17 protein-coding genes are annotated in these 18,515 nt (G+C 25.0%); all 17 read left to right on the top strand.

Annotated features, from left to right (window positions below):
* The first annotated feature begins 24 nt into the window (after nt 1-24).
* A complete protein-coding gene (locus Q3304_RS08695) occupies nt 25-249 on the top strand; it encodes a hypothetical protein (RefSeq protein ID WP_407813467.1) in 225 nt (74 codons plus the stop codon).
* Between the two features lie 102 nt (nt 250-351).
* Nucleotides 352-1,359, top strand: coding sequence for a peptidylprolyl isomerase (locus Q3304_RS08690; protein WP_407813468.1), 1,008 nt, complete (start codon nt 352-354; stop codon nt 1,357-1,359).
* 106 nt (nt 1,360-1,465) lie between these two features.
* Nucleotides 1,466-1,885, top strand: coding sequence for a hypothetical protein (locus Q3304_RS08685; RefSeq protein WP_407813469.1), 420 nt, complete (start codon nt 1,466-1,468; stop codon nt 1,883-1,885).
* 52 nt (nt 1,886-1,937) lie between these two features.
* Nucleotides 1,938-3,302 carry a hypothetical protein gene (locus tag Q3304_RS08680; protein ID WP_407813470.1) on the top strand — a complete coding sequence of 455 codons (1,365 nt, stop codon included), beginning with the start codon at nt 1,938-1,940 and terminating at the stop codon, nt 3,300-3,302.
* Nucleotides 3,303-3,323: 21 nt separating this feature from the next.
* Nucleotides 3,324-6,737, top strand: coding sequence for a hypothetical protein (locus Q3304_RS08675; protein ID WP_407813471.1), 3,414 nt, complete (start codon nt 3,324-3,326; stop codon nt 6,735-6,737).
* Nucleotides 6,700-7,848 carry an NlpC/P60 family protein gene (locus Q3304_RS08670; RefSeq protein WP_407813472.1) on the top strand — a complete coding sequence of 383 codons (1,149 nt, stop codon included), beginning with the start codon at nt 6,700-6,702 and terminating at the stop codon, nt 7,846-7,848. The genes Q3304_RS08675 and Q3304_RS08670 overlap by 38 nt, the downstream gene beginning before the upstream one ends.
* A gap of 115 nt (nt 7,849-7,963) precedes the next feature.
* Nucleotides 7,964-8,416, top strand: a complete 453-nt coding sequence (locus Q3304_RS08665; protein WP_407813473.1) for a hypothetical protein — start codon at nt 7,964-7,966, stop codon at nt 8,414-8,416.
* 736 nt (nt 8,417-9,152) lie between these two features.
* Nucleotides 9,153-9,833 carry a hypothetical protein gene (locus Q3304_RS08660; RefSeq protein WP_407813474.1) on the top strand — a complete coding sequence of 227 codons (681 nt, stop codon included), beginning with the start codon at nt 9,153-9,155 and terminating at the stop codon, nt 9,831-9,833.
* Nucleotides 9,833-11,041, top strand: a complete 1,209-nt coding sequence (locus tag Q3304_RS08655) for a hypothetical protein (protein WP_407813475.1) — start codon at nt 9,833-9,835, stop codon at nt 11,039-11,041. Before Q3304_RS08660 ends, Q3304_RS08655 begins: the two co-directional genes overlap by 1 nt.
* 120 nt (nt 11,042-11,161) lie before the next feature.
* Nucleotides 11,162-12,349, top strand: coding sequence for an SPFH domain-containing protein (locus Q3304_RS08650; protein WP_407813476.1), 1,188 nt, complete (start codon nt 11,162-11,164; stop codon nt 12,347-12,349).
* Between the two features lie 199 nt (nt 12,350-12,548).
* Nucleotides 12,549-14,564, top strand: a complete 2,016-nt coding sequence (gene ligA, locus Q3304_RS08645) for an NAD-dependent DNA ligase LigA (protein ID WP_407813477.1) — start codon at nt 12,549-12,551, stop codon at nt 14,562-14,564.
* A 385-nt stretch (nt 14,565-14,949) separates the two neighbouring features.
* Nucleotides 14,950-15,438 carry a hypothetical protein gene (locus Q3304_RS08640; RefSeq protein ID WP_407813478.1) on the top strand — a complete coding sequence of 163 codons (489 nt, stop codon included), beginning with the start codon at nt 14,950-14,952 and terminating at the stop codon, nt 15,436-15,438.
* Nucleotides 15,439-15,488: 50 nt separating this feature from the next.
* On the top strand, nt 15,489-15,728 hold the full coding sequence (locus tag Q3304_RS08635; RefSeq protein ID WP_407813479.1) for a hypothetical protein: 240 nt from the start codon (nt 15,489-15,491) through the stop codon (nt 15,726-15,728).
* A 21-nt stretch (nt 15,729-15,749) separates the two neighbouring features.
* Complete coding sequence (locus Q3304_RS08630; protein ID WP_407813480.1) at nt 15,750-16,778, top strand: DUF1002 domain-containing protein; 1,029 nt, start codon at nt 15,750-15,752, stop codon at nt 16,776-16,778.
* A gap of 86 nt (nt 16,779-16,864) precedes the next feature.
* A complete protein-coding gene (locus Q3304_RS08625) occupies nt 16,865-17,230 on the top strand; it encodes a hypothetical protein (protein ID WP_407813481.1) in 366 nt (121 codons plus the stop codon).
* 81 nt (nt 17,231-17,311) lie between these two features.
* Nucleotides 17,312-17,956 carry a 3D domain-containing protein gene (locus Q3304_RS08620; RefSeq protein ID WP_407813482.1) on the top strand — a complete coding sequence of 215 codons (645 nt, stop codon included), beginning with the start codon at nt 17,312-17,314 and terminating at the stop codon, nt 17,954-17,956.
* 14 nt (nt 17,957-17,970) lie between these two features.
* The gene (locus tag Q3304_RS08615; RefSeq protein WP_407813483.1) at nt 17,971-18,501 is read left to right on the top strand and encodes a 3D domain-containing protein; all 531 of its coding nucleotides are present in this window, start codon (nt 17,971-17,973) and stop codon (nt 18,499-18,501) included.
* Nucleotides 18,502-18,515 lie beyond the last annotated feature (14 nt).

The raw sequence follows: 18,515 nt of genomic DNA, 5'->3' as shown, positions 1-18,515 counted from the left end.
GTATAAGAATGGAGAATATATATTGTGGTTAAATATAAATATCTAATTAGTTACAGCTTTACAAATGATTTCAATACTGGATTTGGATGTATTCAAGTATACTTAAATCATAAGATAAACTCTTTTGATAGATGTGACAAGATTATAAAGATTATAAAAGATAATATGGATATAACAAATGTATCTAATATAATAATTTTAAATATATCTTTAATAGACGAAAGACATTTAAGAAGAAGATTCATATAGTTTCTAGATACTATCATTAAAAACAGTTCAAGAAAGGAGTGCTGCTAATTTATATAAATCTGAGTAAATAAAATTAATTATAAATTAAGTAGCAAATATATCATGAAGAATAAACTAACTAAAAGAAAAATAGCTTTTTTTGTATCTTTATTATGTTTTGGATTTTTATGCTTTTTTCTGGGGATTGAAAAGGGAACTACACATATAAATCACTTGAGAGAATATAAACCAAAAGAGGTTATTGCAACTGTAAATGGACAAAACATTTTAGGAGAAGATTTAGAAAAACACTTAGATATATATTCACTTAGTATTCCCATAAGTGATAGGGAAAATCTAACAAATGATAACATAGATGTTATAGAAAGCGAATCTTTGAATAGTATGATTTTAAGCAAATCATTATTAGATACAATAAATAAAGATAAAGAAATTACTGTGGCAGATGAAGAATTAGACTCTCATTATGATAAAATACTAAAAAACATGCTAGATTCAACAAATATGAATAAAAAAGAGTTTTTTAAATGCTATGATTTAAAGGAAACCTATTTAAAAAAATTATTCAAAGAAGACCTATTGGTTTCAAAATACTTATCAAACAAATCTAGTGTTTCTAATGAAGAATTAAATAAATACTTTAATAAAAATAAGTCTAATTACAAAGAAATAAGAGTCTCTAAAATCTTAATAAAAGATATAACTGATTCAGGAAATAAAAAAGCTACTGAAATTATTAGTAAATTAAAAAATGGTGATAAATTTGAAGATTTATATAATAAATATGATGATACCAAGTCAACAACTAATAGTACCAATGGCGATTTAGGCTATCTTTCAAAAAATGATTTGCAAGATGAACTAAAAAAAGCTTTATTCTCTGAAAATTTAAATGTAGGGGAAGTGTATCCAGCACCAATAAAAACTGCATCTGGTTATTTCATAATAAAAAAGACAGATGAAAAGAATCCTCTATTAGAAGAAATAAAAAAAGATATAGAATCAGATATTAAATATGAAAAACAAAAAAAAGAAATTTCCAATTCACTAAAAAAATCTACTATTAATATAAAATTAAAATTAAATATCCCAATTAAAAATTTTTCTTAAATAAAATAAAAATAGACTATGAAAATATAGTCTATTTTTTTATAAAGATTTTTCTTGTAATTTTTTTATTTAATTAGTAAGTAATTTATTGAAAGGAGCTTGTATGATGTTAAAACTAAAAGGAATAGATATATTTTTTCATGATTGGAAAATAAGCAATGATTTTAAATGGGGAACTATCACATTTAAATTAAAAAAAGGTTTTTTTAAAGAAATTAATTCAAAAGTAGTTAAAATACAAAATTTAGAAGATTATACATACATAAGTATAGATACATTTATTTTAAATAATGTCTCTGATGAACAAATATATGGTGGAGCTTTAGAAAGTATTTTTAAATGTGTCCTTGAATCTGTACAAGATGATAAATTAATATTTGTGAACAAATGTATTAACTCAGAACACTCTAATAATCAAGATATATACGATAATGATGATGAGTTTGATTACGATGAGTATGATGATGATGATGAGTACGACTTTGATGATGATGAGTATGATGATGATGAATTTGATGATGATTAAAAGAAAAATATTTAAATACTTTAGGGTTATACAAAAGGAGATTTAGATAATAATGACTAGATATACGATGTTAGAAGCTGAAATAAATAAAAATATAGTAATAGATGAAAAAAATAATGTAATTATAGACAATTGGACACCAAATAATTTAAGAAGATTAATAATAGGAAATAACCAGGCGTTAGTTCAATATTACATAACAGGAGGTAAATATAAAAATATTAGTGAACTCGTTAAATTTGGTAATAAAATAGATAATGATTTACTTCTTTTAGAGAATAATAATTACTCATCTATTTTAAGAGTTTTAACTTCAAAACGAATAATTTCCTCTATTGAAGAAATTATATTTTGTTCAAATAATTATAATACAGCATTATTGAATGTAGATGTAAATAGTTGGCTACTTAAAGAAAAATCTAAATTAAAATCAAGATTTGTAAGACTTCATAATATATCTATAGTTGATTGCAGTGTATTAAATGTTGCTAGTTTAGTTAGAGCTGTAGAAAGCCCTGACAAATTGCTTATTGAAGAATTAAAAAAGAAATATCCTGTAACAGTTGTGGAAAGAATTCATGAAAATGACTGGTATATGAACACAAGTATGAGAGAACGTTGGTATACAATGGATAAAGAAAATGGTAAATTATATCAGTACTTTAGAGCTCTAAAATTAAACAAAGAAGATGAGCTTAAAGAAAAAAAACTGCAAGATATTGAATTAGATAATACAAAAAAGATATTAAATGAACATAGAAATAAAATATTTTCATTAATTAATAATATAAATAAGAACCTAAATACGATGAATAAAATATCAAATACATTATCTATGATTGAAAAATCTGAATGGGGACTATACTTAACACCAAGTTTCATCAAAAAAATGTTACTTGATAAATATGGTAATACACTAGAATATATCAGGTCTATTGATATTGAGAAGATAATTAGTATCTTAAAAGTAATGAATGAAGATGAATTATCAAAAGAACTTATTTTCTTCAATGACATTTTATATAATAAAATCTTAAAAAAGGAAAACTATAAAGCTAATTATAAAAAATCAGATATTAAAAATAGTGTAAAGAAGCTTATTAATCTTTTAAATTTTATACTCTATACTGTAATATTTAGCTCATGTAATCTAACTTTTATATCTTATGTTAGTAGAGAAGGTATAAAATATGTAGATTACCATCTAGATATATTGAATTTAAGAAATTTATTAATTAAAAAATATACAAAAAACGATATAGAAATCTATAATGCCTATGAAGATAAGAATAAAATTCATAAAGTTCATAACAAGTTATCCTTTGTTCTTGTTAAACAAGAAGATTATACCTTATTAGAAAAAAGGCAAACAATAAGTAACATGTTTGATACATTTAAAAATTTACATTTAAGTTAACACTAGAAATGAGGTGTACAAATGGACATATCTAATTTAGATTATATATCAAATAAGGTATATAATTTACTGAATGCCTCAAAGTGCAATATAGAGGATGCAAGACATACTATAATAAGTACTATGATAAAAGTATTAGATACAACAGAAAGTGATGTTTCAAATTTATTATTACATGCTAGAAAAGATGATATTAAATATATTAATTTATTAAAAAATATGTATCCTAAATTGAATCTAAAAGATGAACAATTTGATTTATTCTATAGTGAAGACTATGAACTTTTAACAAATTCATTTGCTAAAGGTGCAATCAAATTATATTGGGATGAACTCCTAAAAAAGCATATAAGTATAGATGATATAAAAAAATATGCTAAGAATTACACTACACTTATATATCCTATTGAAGATGAATTTTATTTTAAGATTAAAGAAATCTTAAATGGAGATAACATAATAGAAGGATTAGATAACATGTGTAAATTGCTTGAGTCTATAAAGGTATCTAAAGATGATATTATTAATAACAATAAAGAATATAGAAAAACAGACTATATTCTTGAGTTAAAAAAACAAGGTTACGATATAGTGACAAATGATACATTAATAGCTGGAAATAAAAATTTACATACAGAAATAATTGAAATATTAGAATCTGTTTATGAACCATCTAAAGTAACTAAAAATGGTCAAACATTTGATATTGCAAATATGTCAAATAAGTCTTTATTAGAGAGTATAAATATGAATTATCAGACTGCCAATTTGTGGTCTCCAGATGTTTACACGAAAGATGAGGATTTAGCATTTAGAGTATTTGTAAAAGAAGATGATACTTCATTTAGAGTAAGAGTTAAAATTCCTTTACATCTTGGACAGTTCAGGTTTGTAGAAAAGAAAAACTTATATTTATCTCAATCCAAAAAAGAATTTAAATGTATGGATGCCGTAAATGAAATGAAACTAATTCCTGCATTATTTAGTAATTCTAATCCTGATTATGGAGATTTATATACCTCTTCTTTCTTTGAAATGCCTACTGTAACATCATTCAAAGGATTTGGTATAGATTCTATTTATAATTGTGTTCAATTTGTAATAGTAAAAAGCTTAGTCAAATTTAAACAAGAGCTATGGCCACTTAGAGATTATATAAAACAAGCTAAAGGAATAGAAACAGACACTGTATTTAAAGATTTTAAAAATTTACCTCTTGGCAAAAAAATTGTTCCTGGAGTTATTCCAGGCGGATTATTTTCATTAGAATTTAGAAATGACAGAAATCAAAGTGCTTGTTTAATGTGTGGTGGTGCGGGTTCAGGCAAAACAGCTATGCTATATAGTCTTGCAATACAACATCTAGCTTTAGAAGATGTTGTACAAGGCTTAGGAGCTATAGTCTTGATAGATGCAAAAATGGAATTACCAAGACCTTGGATAAAAGCATTCAAAAATTTTGGAATTCAATTATATGGTTTTGATGCTGAGAAACTTCCTGAAAATGAGTTAAAAAAAGAAGTAGTAAACAGAAGGGGAGAAAAGGAAGTTGTTCCAATAGGTACTCCGATTCCTGGATATATAGCAGGTTTAGTATTTATTAAATGTGTTTTTTATGCTATTCAGGACCTACTAAATAAATTTAATTCTGATTCTGGAACTGATTTTATAGATTTTAATAAAAGTAACATATCTATAGAAGATGTACTTCATATCCCAAGAACTGCTGTTATCGTTGATGAGCTAAATTTAATGAAAAGCTCTTTAGATAAGTTTGATAATGGGAGAGGACAAAAAATATTTTCAGATTCTATACCACAAGCTAAATCGACACGAACATCAGGACTTGGATGGCTTTTATGTGGTCAGGACCTATCAAAATCTATTATTCCAGCAAATGAAAGGTCAAATTATCCATATTCTATAGTTGGAGAATTAAGTGAAGAAAGATACGCTTATTATGGAATAAACCCTAATGTGAATGTATTAAAATATGAAGACCTAAATTGTCCTGATGGAGATAAAGATAAAGCTATAATGGGACAGGGTGTTTTTTATGCTGGAAGTAGTACTTCAAATTCTTTAGTAAAATGTATGTATTTACCTATCAATGAGTTAAATGAAGCTTTAAATGACTTAAATACAAGCTTCGATGGAATGAAACAATTTGAAAACATAGTAAAATATGCTATAAAAAATGGCTTTTTTGAAGATGCAAATAATCCATTTGGAGAAAAAACTAATATGGTTTATTGTGCATTAAAAAATATTGGTGCTATAAGTCAAGAAGAATTTGAGATGTATACAAATAAAATGTTTAATACCAAAACTTCTGCTGAATTACAGGAAAATGAAAATATATTAGATGAATTTACTAATATTGATTACAACAAATTGAATAGCACACAATTTAAAGAAAATTTACCCTTAAACAACAATTTAAAAACTAATAATATTGTAGAAAATAACTTAAACAATCTTTTAGATGATATTGTTAGTACTAAAATAAAAGATACATCTAACGATGAATATAATAAAGAATTAAATACTGATGATTCTAATTTAAAACAAAAAGATGCTATAGATGAAAATTATATAAGGTCAATGTATAGAAAACAAGCTTCTGATATACAAAATGATGCTGAAATGAAGCCAAATAAATTTATGAGCTGTCTAGTTTATAATGATGAGCTAAAAATAGAAACAAATCCATTTGAATTAGGGCTTTCAAACACAATTTTAGGAAGTTTATATCCGTTTGGTCAAATGTTCAAAATTATTACAAAAGAAATAAAAAGAGTCTATGGTTCTCTTGATAGAATAGAGATTTTAGTTTTAAGTAGTAGAAATGGAGTATTTATAAATAAAACAGCTTTTAGACCTTCTCTACCTGAAAATGTAATAGATAGTCTTCCTTTTGATATTAGAGATAAAGTTAGAAGTGGTAATATTATAGATTTCTTTGATTTAAGATTGATACCTCATCTTAAAGAATTATCAAAATTAATTGTTGAGGATGGATACTTTGCATATACTCGTCTAAAAAAAGAAATTGGTATGGGTAAAAAAGAACATTGGAGTAATTTATATGACTACTGTGAATCGCTTATTTATTTAGAAATAGATGGAGAAGAAATAGGAATACCTTTAGATCAAGATGAAACTGAAGATGAAGAATGCTATAAACATAAATTTCAAGAAAAAATTAAACGAGCTATGGGAATGGAAGATTTTAACCAACAAAGCGATATATCTCCATTGGGAAGAATCTGGTCCTCTAAACCAATGAGAACGGTTGGCAGTGCAGTTGGATATACAGTAGGAATTAAATCAGCATTTGTATTAGCTACTATATTCGGAGGATGGGGATTAGTATTCAGTGCATTTGCTGGATACAATGTCTATAAAAATTATATTAAAAAAGATAAAAAATAAAATAAATATACTTATTGATGAAAGAGAGGTGAGACCTGTTATTTTAAATAACAGGATATTAATGCATAAGAAAAAATTATTTACTACATTGTTTTTAATTATGGTCACAAGTTCTTCATATGTTCATGCAGATAATATAAAAAAATCTAATTTTACAATAGCTACAGTTAAAGATGGATTATGTTTAAATATTAGAAATTCTAAAAATGAGATTATAGCTAAAGCTAACGCTGGTGAAGAATTAAAAGTTAAAAGTTATAATAATGATAAACTGGAAATAGAAACAAAAGATAATAAAGGTTACATTGAATCAAAATATGTTGATATAACTGAAAGTAAGTTATATGTAAACGCAGATTATATTAATATGCGCTCTGAAAAAAATACAAGCTCTAAGATTCAAGCTGAATTGAAAAAAGGCGATTGTGTAGTAGTATTAAATAGTGATGGAGAATGGTTCAAAGTACTTAGTGGAAGTAAAGAAGGGTACATAAAATCAAAATATCTTGAAGATAAAGAAAGCTTTGAAAATAGAACTTCAGATGATGTAAAAGTTATAGACATGGGTAATTCAAATGCTGAATCACTAGATTATATAAAAGACATAGAAAGAAATAATAAAAATGTAAGAGAATATATAAAAAGATTGAATAACAAAGGTAGTAATTATGTAGTTGATTCTATCTTGGTTAAAGATAATGACAATCTACAACAAGTCCCTCATGCTGATAAGTATGCAGCCCAAAAATTATTAAATTTAGCTTATGAAAAACAAGGTTGTCCATATGTTTGGGGTGCAGAAGGTGATAACTCTTTTGATTGCTCAGGATTCACAATGTGGACATATAAAAACGCATTAGGTATAAACATACCTAGAGTCTCAAGAGACCAAGCTAAAATAGGTAAAGAGATTGATAGAAATTCTTTAGAAGCTGGCGATTTAGTATTCTTTGCAACTGGAGAATCTACAACTAGAATAAGTCACGTAGGCATTTATGTTGGCAATGGGAAAATGATACATGCTCCTCATACAAATAGCTATGTAAAAGTTCAAGATATAACTACAGCATTTTATAGTGAGAGATTTGTTAAAGCTGTCAGATTACTTTAAAATATATCTTTATGTACATATATAAAATGTATATTACTAAAAAATATATTTTACATGTGTTATAATAGAACAAATTTATACGATATTTAATTTCAAAATGAATAGGAGGAATAAGATGAATGATACAATAGAAAAAAAAGAAATCATAAAGCAAGTAAAAAATTTAGGTTGGAACAAGATATTTCTAGATTATAAAAATGGTTTTAGAGGAGCTATTCTAAGAGTAAAAAAAGAAGATGGTAAAAGTATAAATATGGTTATATCTGAAGAAAATGCTTATACAATTACGGACTTACAAGGAATGTTTTCAGCTTCAGATTTACTTAAATATGTACTAAAAAATGAAAAGATTGATATAAATTTTCCAAATAGGATACAAGGTGCTGAGATAATAGCTACTGTTAAAAATGAAGATGAAGTTGAATTTAATGAGAGTTCTGTTTATAAATATAAGCTAACTAATGATTCTAAAGAAAGCATAAAAGTACATTTACTGGCTATATATAATATTATTGAAGAAGAAACGATATTAGACCTAGAAGATTTTTATAAAGAATCTTTAAGTTAAAAGTTCTTAAGTCACTCATTTTGAGCTATGCCCACTGTTTTATACAGTTAAAACAGTGGGTATAGTTCACATTTATGAGTGACTTTTATATTTTTTATAAAGAATCCTCCTATTTAATTGGCTATTTGTAAAATAAATTATCTGATATATTTATTGTATAATATATTTATAAAATAAATATTTACCATATTTTATTTTTATTTCAATTTTTTATATAATTTATTAACATAAAATATTTTTATAATCATAAATTTATTTTAAATATCAATATTTTATTTTTCAGCATCAATAATACACTATACGATACCCTTATTTTATTTTTTAGTATTCATATTTTATTTTTTATTTTCTATGTTTTATTTTTCAAATCAATATTTTATTTTTATTTTCAGAGAATTGTGTTATATTATTTATAAATATATAGTTATAATACATATAAATTTTATCTTATATTTGGGCGAATTAGTAAATATAGGGGTTATAATAAATTTATTTTCAATACAAACTTTTCATACTTAAATACTCTTTATAGAAAGCTTTCAAAGTTAAAGTACAGTTAAAACACACTATGTGTTTATGTTTATTATACATACAAAAGTTAAAATATAGTTAAAGATTTTAATCGTTTTTTTTATATAATCCATATTATTTTTACTATTCTTTAACTTTATACTTAAAAAGGTTGTTTTCAAAAATATAATAAAGGAGGATTTGTCATAAAACATAAATTAGTTTTATGCAATTTATAAATATGGCTAATATATTTAAAGAAATTGAAAAAGAACAATTAAAAATAAAAAAAAGTTTATTAGAACAAAAAAATAATGATAAGGAGTATGCAATTCTAATAAGAAGAAAAAAACTTCTAGATATTATTGATTGCGAAATGAAAAAATACACTTGGTTAACAAATACAAAATTGATTTCCAAAGTTGATTATTTTATAAATAATTATTATTCATACGAATTATTAGCTGAAAAATTTTCAACAACAATACCTTCTGCAAAAAGTATTATTTCTCGTGCTGGTAAAATATTTAAAGATGCAATTGGTGAAAGAATATTGAGAGAAGCTTTTGGAAATGACATTTCTTTTGGTGACAGAGATTTATCTGAGAAGTTAAATTTATCAAGAGAACAATTCTTATTAGAACTAAGAAGTAAGCTTCCTGAAGCAAAGTATTCAGAAGACATAACCTTATTAGATTGTAAAAGAGAGCTTTCTTTTTTATCCTATTTCACTTTAAGAAGCTTTCATAATAACTTTAGTACATTATCTATGCAGCATCTTTCACATATAATGTGGTTTTTAGAAAAAGAAAATTCTAATGAAAAATCAGATTTATTACATAGCTATCTAAAAGATAAAATAGATTTACAAGAACTAATGAAACTTATAGAGGAGGTACATCATTAATGTCTGTACATTTAAAAGATTTATTTGGATTAGAAAGTAAACAAATTGTAATACAAAGCACTTCAGAACTATTACTAATTTGTGAACTTGATAAATACTTGCAATCAATAGCAAAAGAGAGACTTGATTTAGAGGATGTGACTATATTACCAGAACTTAGAAAAGGTAATTTTTTTATCTTTGCAATGAATAAGGGATTAGCATTTAATTATGAATATGAGATGAAAAGTTATAGTAAAATAAGACCATTTTTATTTTTAGATACAATAACAGAAGATAAAATATTTTTCTCTGAATATACAGATGAAAGAGTAATATATGATTTTGATAGTAAACCTGAAATAAATAGAATTTATCATGGTGCTAATAAAGACCATGCATATATTTCTATAGTTGCATATATATATGTCAAATCTTTTTTAAATAAAAAATCATTTCCTAAAATCATTCTAGGTAATGATAGCTATCATTTTATGTTTAAAGAATATAGTCATATAATAATCCTTCATAGATATGGAAACAAATTTATAAAAGATATAGAGTGGAAAGGTGTATGTAAGGAAACAAATACAAATGAAGAAAATAATAGCTATGTAATATATAGAAGACAACTAGGGCATATGAATAGACCTTATACCATACAAGAAAAATACAATTATATTATTAATAATTATGAAGTAGGTGATGTTCTTTTATACTATAAAAGAAATTGTAAAAAACAAAAATATTCTAAATATATAAGTGATGATAAAATACCAAATTTAGAGAAATGTTATCCAGCTGTTATAAGAAATATTACAAAAGAAAATTTTACAATAGATTATTATCCTCTTGTTGAAACAAAATTGACTAGATATATAAATCTAAAGGTTGTCAAAAACAATAATTCATGGGATGAGGGACTAAGTGATAAAGATTTTAATTTATATCCAGTGACTCAAGAGGCTTTTAGTTATGTGAGCTTTGGGATAGACGATTTAACATATGATGAGGAGACTATGTTTTTAAGATTAGTAGAATCTGATGGAGCATTTCAATGGATTAAAAGAGATGATAATTTTGTTAATACTTGGTTTCCAACTATAGATGCTATATATGCGGTATTTGAAGATAGAGGTGTAAAATATAATAAAGAAAAATTTCTAAAAATATACTATGATAATAATACTAAAAAACCACTATATGATTTGCTAAATGAAAACATGTAAAAAATTTAGAAAAAAAGGCTAATAAAATTTTATTAGTCTTTTTATTTTTGATAAAAAATAAAAACATTATTTTTAGTAAAAAAAGAATATCGATATAAACTTTATGGAGGTATAAATATTATGAATGGTATAGCAATATTACTTATCAAAATTTTAATTTTTTGTATTTTTATTTTGATTGCAATTAATTCAGTAGGGATAACAGTAGTAAAAGGAAATGAATTTATAATCTTAGAAAGACGTTTTTCAAAGCAAAAATCAAATAATTTAATATCTTTAAATGGAGAAGCTGGATTTGAAGCTGACATATTAAGAGCTGGATTTTATTTAAAATCTAGATTTTTATATCGAGTATACAAATTTCCTTTAATAGAAATAAATCCTGGTGAAGTAGCTTATGTATTTGCTAAATCGGGAGAGGATTTATACCCTAAGCAGTCTTTTAGCAAAGTAATTGATTGTGATAATTTTCAGGATACTAGAACATTTCTTAAAAACGGTGGAATGAAAGGCATTCAGCGTTCAATTCTAGGACCTGGTTCATATGCTATTAACTTAGCTCAATTTACTATTATAACAGCAAGAAATTTGATTTATTTTAATGATGATACTTCAATCTCAAATGCTCAGTATGAAGACATAGAAGCAATAAGAAGCTATATTGATAAAAAGAATGGATTTAAACCGATTAGAATTAGCCAAAATGAAATTGGATTTTATTATACAGATGAACAGAAAATTATTAAGACAATAAATGAAGGTATATACTATACAAATATTTTTTATGAACACATAATTAAGCTTCCTATAGATGGCTTATATATAAAATGGGATGACAGTAAGTCCTATGAAGACTATCAAGATATAAATCTAAATCCTATAGTTGGAATAACAAAAGATGGTTTTTTAATTAAATTATCTGTTCATCTATTATTAAATATTGACAATAAAAAAATTCAATTGATATTAAATGATTTTGGAACTATATATAGTCTGATATATAAACATCTAGACTTATTTATAAAAAACTATTTTGAAAGTAGCATTAATAAAAATACTATATTAGATTTAATATTGTATAAAAATCAATTTTCTGAAAATACAGTACTTGAAGTTTCTAAACAATTAAGTTCATGGAATCTAAATCTAAAAGATTTAATAATAGGATTCCCTGTATTCGAAAATGAAGAAATTAAACATAAGTTGTTATCAAATCTAGTTGAAAGAGAACTTGTGTTACAAAGTTTAGAAACAAATAGAATTAAAATACAATCACAAGATATTGAAAACATATTAAAAAACAAATAATTATTAGTATATAAGCACTTGTAACAACTATTTTCAATGAAACTAAAATTGTTACAAGTTAAAAGAAACTAGCAATATCTTGCTTTATATACAAAATATATAAATTATATTTGTATCTATAAATCACCAAATAATCAAGTGTTGTTTATTATGTTAGCTTAATATATAATGACTTTAATAAAACGAAGGAGAATATAATATGATGATAGAAAATGAAATAAATGAACTTATAAGTAAAATAGAATATCATAATAATAAATATTATAATGAGGATGTATCTGAAATAACAGATTATGAATATGATAACCTAATGAATAATTTAACTGAATTAGAAAGTAAATATCCAGAATATAGGAGAAAAGACTCACCTACATTAAGGGTAGGTGGAAAAGCTTTAGATAAATTTGAATCTGTTAATCATATAAGAAAAATGCTAAGCTTATCAAACGCATTCTCTGCAGATGACTTAAGAGCTTTTGACAAAAGGGTGAAAAATACAATAAAAGATAATGTAAATTATGTTGTTGAATTCAAAATTGATGGTTTAACTGTTGGATTAAATTATATTAATAATTTCTTTACATTAGGTGCCACAAGAGGTGATGGGATTTTGGGAGAGAATGTGACCGAGAACTTAAAAACAGTAAGAAATATTCCTCTTAAAATAGATGAGTCAAGAAATCTAACTGTAAGAGGTGAAGTTCATATATCTAAAGCTGACTTTTTAAATATAAATAGCACTCAAGAAAATTTAGGTCTTCCTTTATATGCAAATTCTAGAAATTTATCAGCTGGCTCCCTGAGACAACTTGATTCTAAGGTCACAGCAAAAAGACCATTAGATATATTTATTTTTAATCTTGAAAACTATGATGATTTTCCTGAAATAACAACTCATAGTCAATCATTAAATTATCTTAAAAACTTAGGTTTTAAAGTAAGTGAAGATTATAAAGTATGCAATAACATAGAAGAAGTCATAAAAGTTATAGAATACTGGGAAGAACATAGGCAAGAACTTAAATTTGATATAGATGGTATGGTAATAAAAGTTGATAGTATAGCACAAAGAGAAGAATTAGGTGATACAGAGAAGAGCCCTAGATGGGCTATAGCTTATAAATTCAAAGCTGAAAGAAAAGAAACTGTTCTTTTGGATATTGAGGTGGAAGTTGGAAGAACAGGTAATTTAACGCCTCGAGGGATATTTAAACCTGTTAAACTAGCTGGAAGTACTATAAGTAGTGCTACTTTACACAATGAGGATTATATAAAAGAAAAAGACATAAAAATAAATGATGTTGTAATAATTGAAAAGGCTGGAGATGTCATACCACAGGTAGTCGAAGTTGTTAAATCTAAAAGAACAGGTTTAGAAATAAACTTTGATATGCCTTCTCATTGTCCATGTTGTGGAGAGAAAGTAACTAGATTAGAGGGAGAATCTGCTACAAAATGTATAAACACAAAATGTAATGCTCAAATAAAAAGAGGTATCATTCATTATGTTGGAAAAGATGTTATGAATATAGATGGCTTAGGAAAAAACACTATCAACACATTGCTTGAAAATAAATTGATTCATAGTATTAGTGATTTATATGACTTGAAAATAGAGGATTTAACAAAGCTTGAAGGAATAAAAGAAAAGTCAGCTTCTAAATTAATCGCTTCTATAGAAAAATCTAAAAGTAATGATTTATGGCGTCTAATATCTGGACTAGGGATTAATGAAGTTGGAAGTAAGGGTTCAAAAATATTAGCAGATAACTTTGAGAATCTTGAGAACTTAATGAATGCTGATATGGGTACATTAGAATGTATCAAAGATATAGGTAGTATTACTGCAAAACATATAATTAACTTCTTTAATGACTCTAGAAATCAAACTATTATAAAAAAACTTATTGAAAAAGGAGTAAACACAAATAAAATAAAAGTTGCTAATGAACATCCACAGATATTTAAAGATATGAAGATTGTTTTAACTGGCACTCTCAGTTCATTAAAAAGAACTGAAGCTAAAGAACTCATAGAGGGTAGAGGAGGTAAGATAACATCATCTGTTAGTAAGTCTACAAATTTTGTTATCGCTGGCGAAGAAGCTGGTTCTAAATTAGATACTGCATTAAAATTAGGTGTAGTAATTTTATCTGAAAGTGAATTCATAAATATGTTAGATACAGACTCTACAAATGAAATATTAAGCAAATAATTTTAAATTTAAAAAGGTTTATTTCTATTCTTTAGAGATAAACCTTTTTATTATTATAGTAGAAATAAGCATATCCCTTTTGATTTAAAAACTTAACTGTGTATATTATGGTAATTTTTACCATATAATTTTAGATAAATTTATGATATTGTTAATGATATACATATATGTATGTATTTTTGTTTATCAAAATCAATAAATATTTTTGCTAGTAATTACACTGTCAAGTAATTACTAGTTTTTTTTTGCAAAAAAATAATTTTAAGTTTATTATCTATTTTTCATAAAAAAATCAAAATAAAAAAACAAAAAACTTTTTTATATACTTTAGGAATATATATAATTCAATAAAAAAACACATTAATTTTGAAAGGTGGATAAACAAATGGCATATGTTGGTATAACAAAAGATTTATTTGAGGACTTGGTTAAATATTGTTATAACTTATGGTATAACAAGAAAAAAAGTGAAATTTCATTACTAACAGATTTAGAATTAGAAAACATGATAATTGGAATATGTTATAAAGGTAGTAAAAATAATGACTTCTATATTTCTTCAATCAATTTAAATAATATTTTTCTAGAATACATAAAGAAAAATAATTTAAGAAAAAACATTTTAAAAGATAATAAATCTTTAGATGATTTTGATTTGCAAAAATCTGAAGTAAGAATATCCCCAGTTATGTTAAAGGCTCTTATAAAACAACATACCAAAAAGTACAAATACTCTAATAAATTTAATATTGATTTAATTGTATTAGAAATAATATCTATTAGTGAAAAACAAAAAAAATTCTTGCTAAATAAGTGTTTTCTAGATGATATTTGTACTAAATATATAAATTTAGATATAGAAACAAGTTTATAATCTTTATCTATATTAATCAAATAAAAAATTTAATTACAGGAGGTATATATATGTTAAAAAATGATGGTAGCAAAATGGAAAAAAAAGAAATTATTAAGATGGCTTTCTGGGGAATAGTAATGTTCCTATTGTTCATTCTTCTTTTAATATTTTCTATAGTGTCTATAATTAGACTTAATATCCAACTAAATCCTATTGGAATTTCAGGATGTATATTTGGTGTATTAATTCCAATATTTATTATAGCTAAGTTTAGAGGTATATCTATAAGTAAGTCTAAAAAACATTAAAATTTATTAGGGGTGTCGGATATGAAAATAAAAAAATATATAAAATCAATAAAAGTTTCATGTATAGTAATCTCTTTACTTTTTATAAGTACTTTAAGTTGTTTCGCAGATTCATCAAAAGTTGTTACTATAGGAGAAAACTTAAATTCAACACAGAAAACAAAGATTTTTCAATACTTTGGGGTATCTGAGAATGATGTTGATGTTATAACTGTAAATAATCAAGATGAAAGAAAATACTTAGAAGGAGTAGCTACAGAGGAGCAAATCGGACATAAAACATTATCTTGTGCATACATAGAACCTACCAACTCTGGAGGTGTTAATGCTAAAATAGCAAATTTAAATTGGGTTACTGCAAGTATGATATCCTCAACTTTAATAACTGCAGGAGTTGAAAATGCCAATGTGATTGCAGTGGCTCCATTCGAGGTAAGTGGAACAGGAGCTTTAACAGGATGTTTCAAAGCATTTGAAGCAGCTACTGGAAAACAATTGGATGAAGAAAAGAAAGAAATAGCTACTGAAGAGCTAGTTATAACAGGGGATTTAGGTGAAGATATTGGACAAGAGAAAGCAACTGGTGTTGTAAATGATGTAAAAAAAGATGTTATAAAAGAAAAAGTTAAAGATACAGAAACTATAAATAAAATAATAGATGATGTTTCTGGCCAATATGGTGTTTCTTTAAGTGCTGAACAAAAAAATGCTTTATCAAATATGATGTTAAAAGTTGGAGAACAAGATTATGATTATTCAAAAATAGAAAATTCTTTAAATAAGGTTACAGACAATGTAAATAAAATATTAAATAAAGTTGGAACTGAGTTTGAAAAATCAGGATTATGGGATAGTATAAAATCTTTCTTTGTGGGTCTATTCTCAGGAGAAAAAGAAAATGATAATGAAAATTTAGGAATATTAAATAATACAAATGATACCGCTTTAGGTGAAAATACTAAAATAGATTCCACAAATAATAATTCCCAATTAAATAATCAAAATTCTGATGGGTTTTGGGATAAATTTAAAAAAATGTTAAACTTATAAACAAAAAATAAATTCCTTTTTTAAAGGAATTTATTTTTTTGTTATTTTTTGAATATATAAAACGACTCAAAAAAAAGGAGATTATTATGAATAAATTTTTGACTCTTGCACTTAATATCTTACTAATTATACTAATCCAAAATACTATAACAAATTATTTTTTTGAAGAAATGAACCCTCTTGACTTTTATTGTGATAAGGAAAATGTAAAAGCAGTTGTTGTAAGTTCTGATAAATACTATAATACTACAACACATCGTTATAGATATGAGACTATATTAAAATATAAAAAGCTAGAATTTGTGCTAGATGGAAGAAATAATTATAAATTTTATAAAAAATATATTGGTAAAATGGTAAATGTCAAAATTTTAAAAATTAGTGACAAAGAATTTGATGAGATAACAGAAATATTTCACATTGGACATTCAAAATCTAAAGCATTAATTTAAAATAAAAATTGTTTTTTCAGGACCAAGTAAAATTATGATATTAATTTTACACTATTATAAAGAAATAGCGAAGGTGATTTTATGTTTGATAAAAAATTTAAAAAATACAAGAAATATTTTATAAATACTGGGATTTTAATAGTAGTAACATTAATGGGTACATTTATACAGTCTCCTTTAGTCTTTGGAGAAAATGATACTCCCACACAAAAACAAAAACAAATATTATTAGAAAAAAGTAATAAAAATGACCCACTTCTAAAAGATTATACTTCTGGTTATAGAAAAATCAGAGATGATATTAAAGAAAACTCTACATTGAGTACAGTAAAACTCCCAGTTATAAAAGTTGAAATTATTGAAAAAGCAAATTATATTTTTGATAATCATTACATAACAAATATATCTGAGATGCCTAAAAATATGGATGGAATACAAACTAAAGAGATAGGCGAGTTTAAAGTAAGTGCATTTTGTAATTGTAAGAAATGTAAAAATAATACAAATTCTAATGTAAAATATAGAAATTATGATGGTGTTAATGCAGCTGTAGATGCTAACCTTATTGATTATGGCACAAAAATTTACATTGATGGATTAGGCATAAGACAAGCCCAACCTAGTTCTCAGAAAGTTACTGGAAAAGAAATAAAAGTTTATGTTAAAAGCCATGATGATGTAATTCGTTTAGGTACAAAAAATTTAAAAGTTTATAAAGTTTTTTAATTAGGAGGGATAACATGAAAATACACAGTTTAATTACATTATGTCTATTTAGCTTCATTGTAGGGTTTATTTTACAAAAACCAGATGTCTTAAATGCTGTAGAAAGTACAAGTGAAACAGATACACTGGTTATAAAGCATGTAATTAACAAAGATGTTTTAGTAAATCCTAAAACTTTTGTATCAACCAAAAATATAGAAATCCCAGACACAAAAAATCTAGAAGATTTGAAACTAGAAGATTTGGGAAATTTCACTGCTACTGCATACTGTCCATGTGAAAAGTGTTGTGAACAGTGGGCTTCAAGTCCAGAGGATAAAATTACTTCTATTGGTGTTGGTGCATATCAAGGAAATACTGTTGCAGTAGACCCTAATATAATTCCATATGGCACAAAAATTTATATAGAAGGAATAGGTGTTCTCATTGCTACCGATTGTGGTGGTGCAATCAAAGGTAATAGGTTAGATATATATTATTCAACACATGATGAATGTGATAAGTTTGGAAAACAAACAGTAAAAGTATTTAAAGTAAAAGAATAGGAGGAATCAAAGCT

The sequence above is a fragment of the Clostridioides sp. GD02377 genome (assembly GCF_045899875.1).
Classification (GTDB): Bacteria; Bacillota; Clostridia; order Peptostreptococcales; family Peptostreptococcaceae; genus Clostridioides; species Clostridioides difficile_A.
The sequence above is the reverse complement of the archived record's forward strand: the minus strand, read 5'-3'. Positions and strand labels throughout refer to the sequence as shown.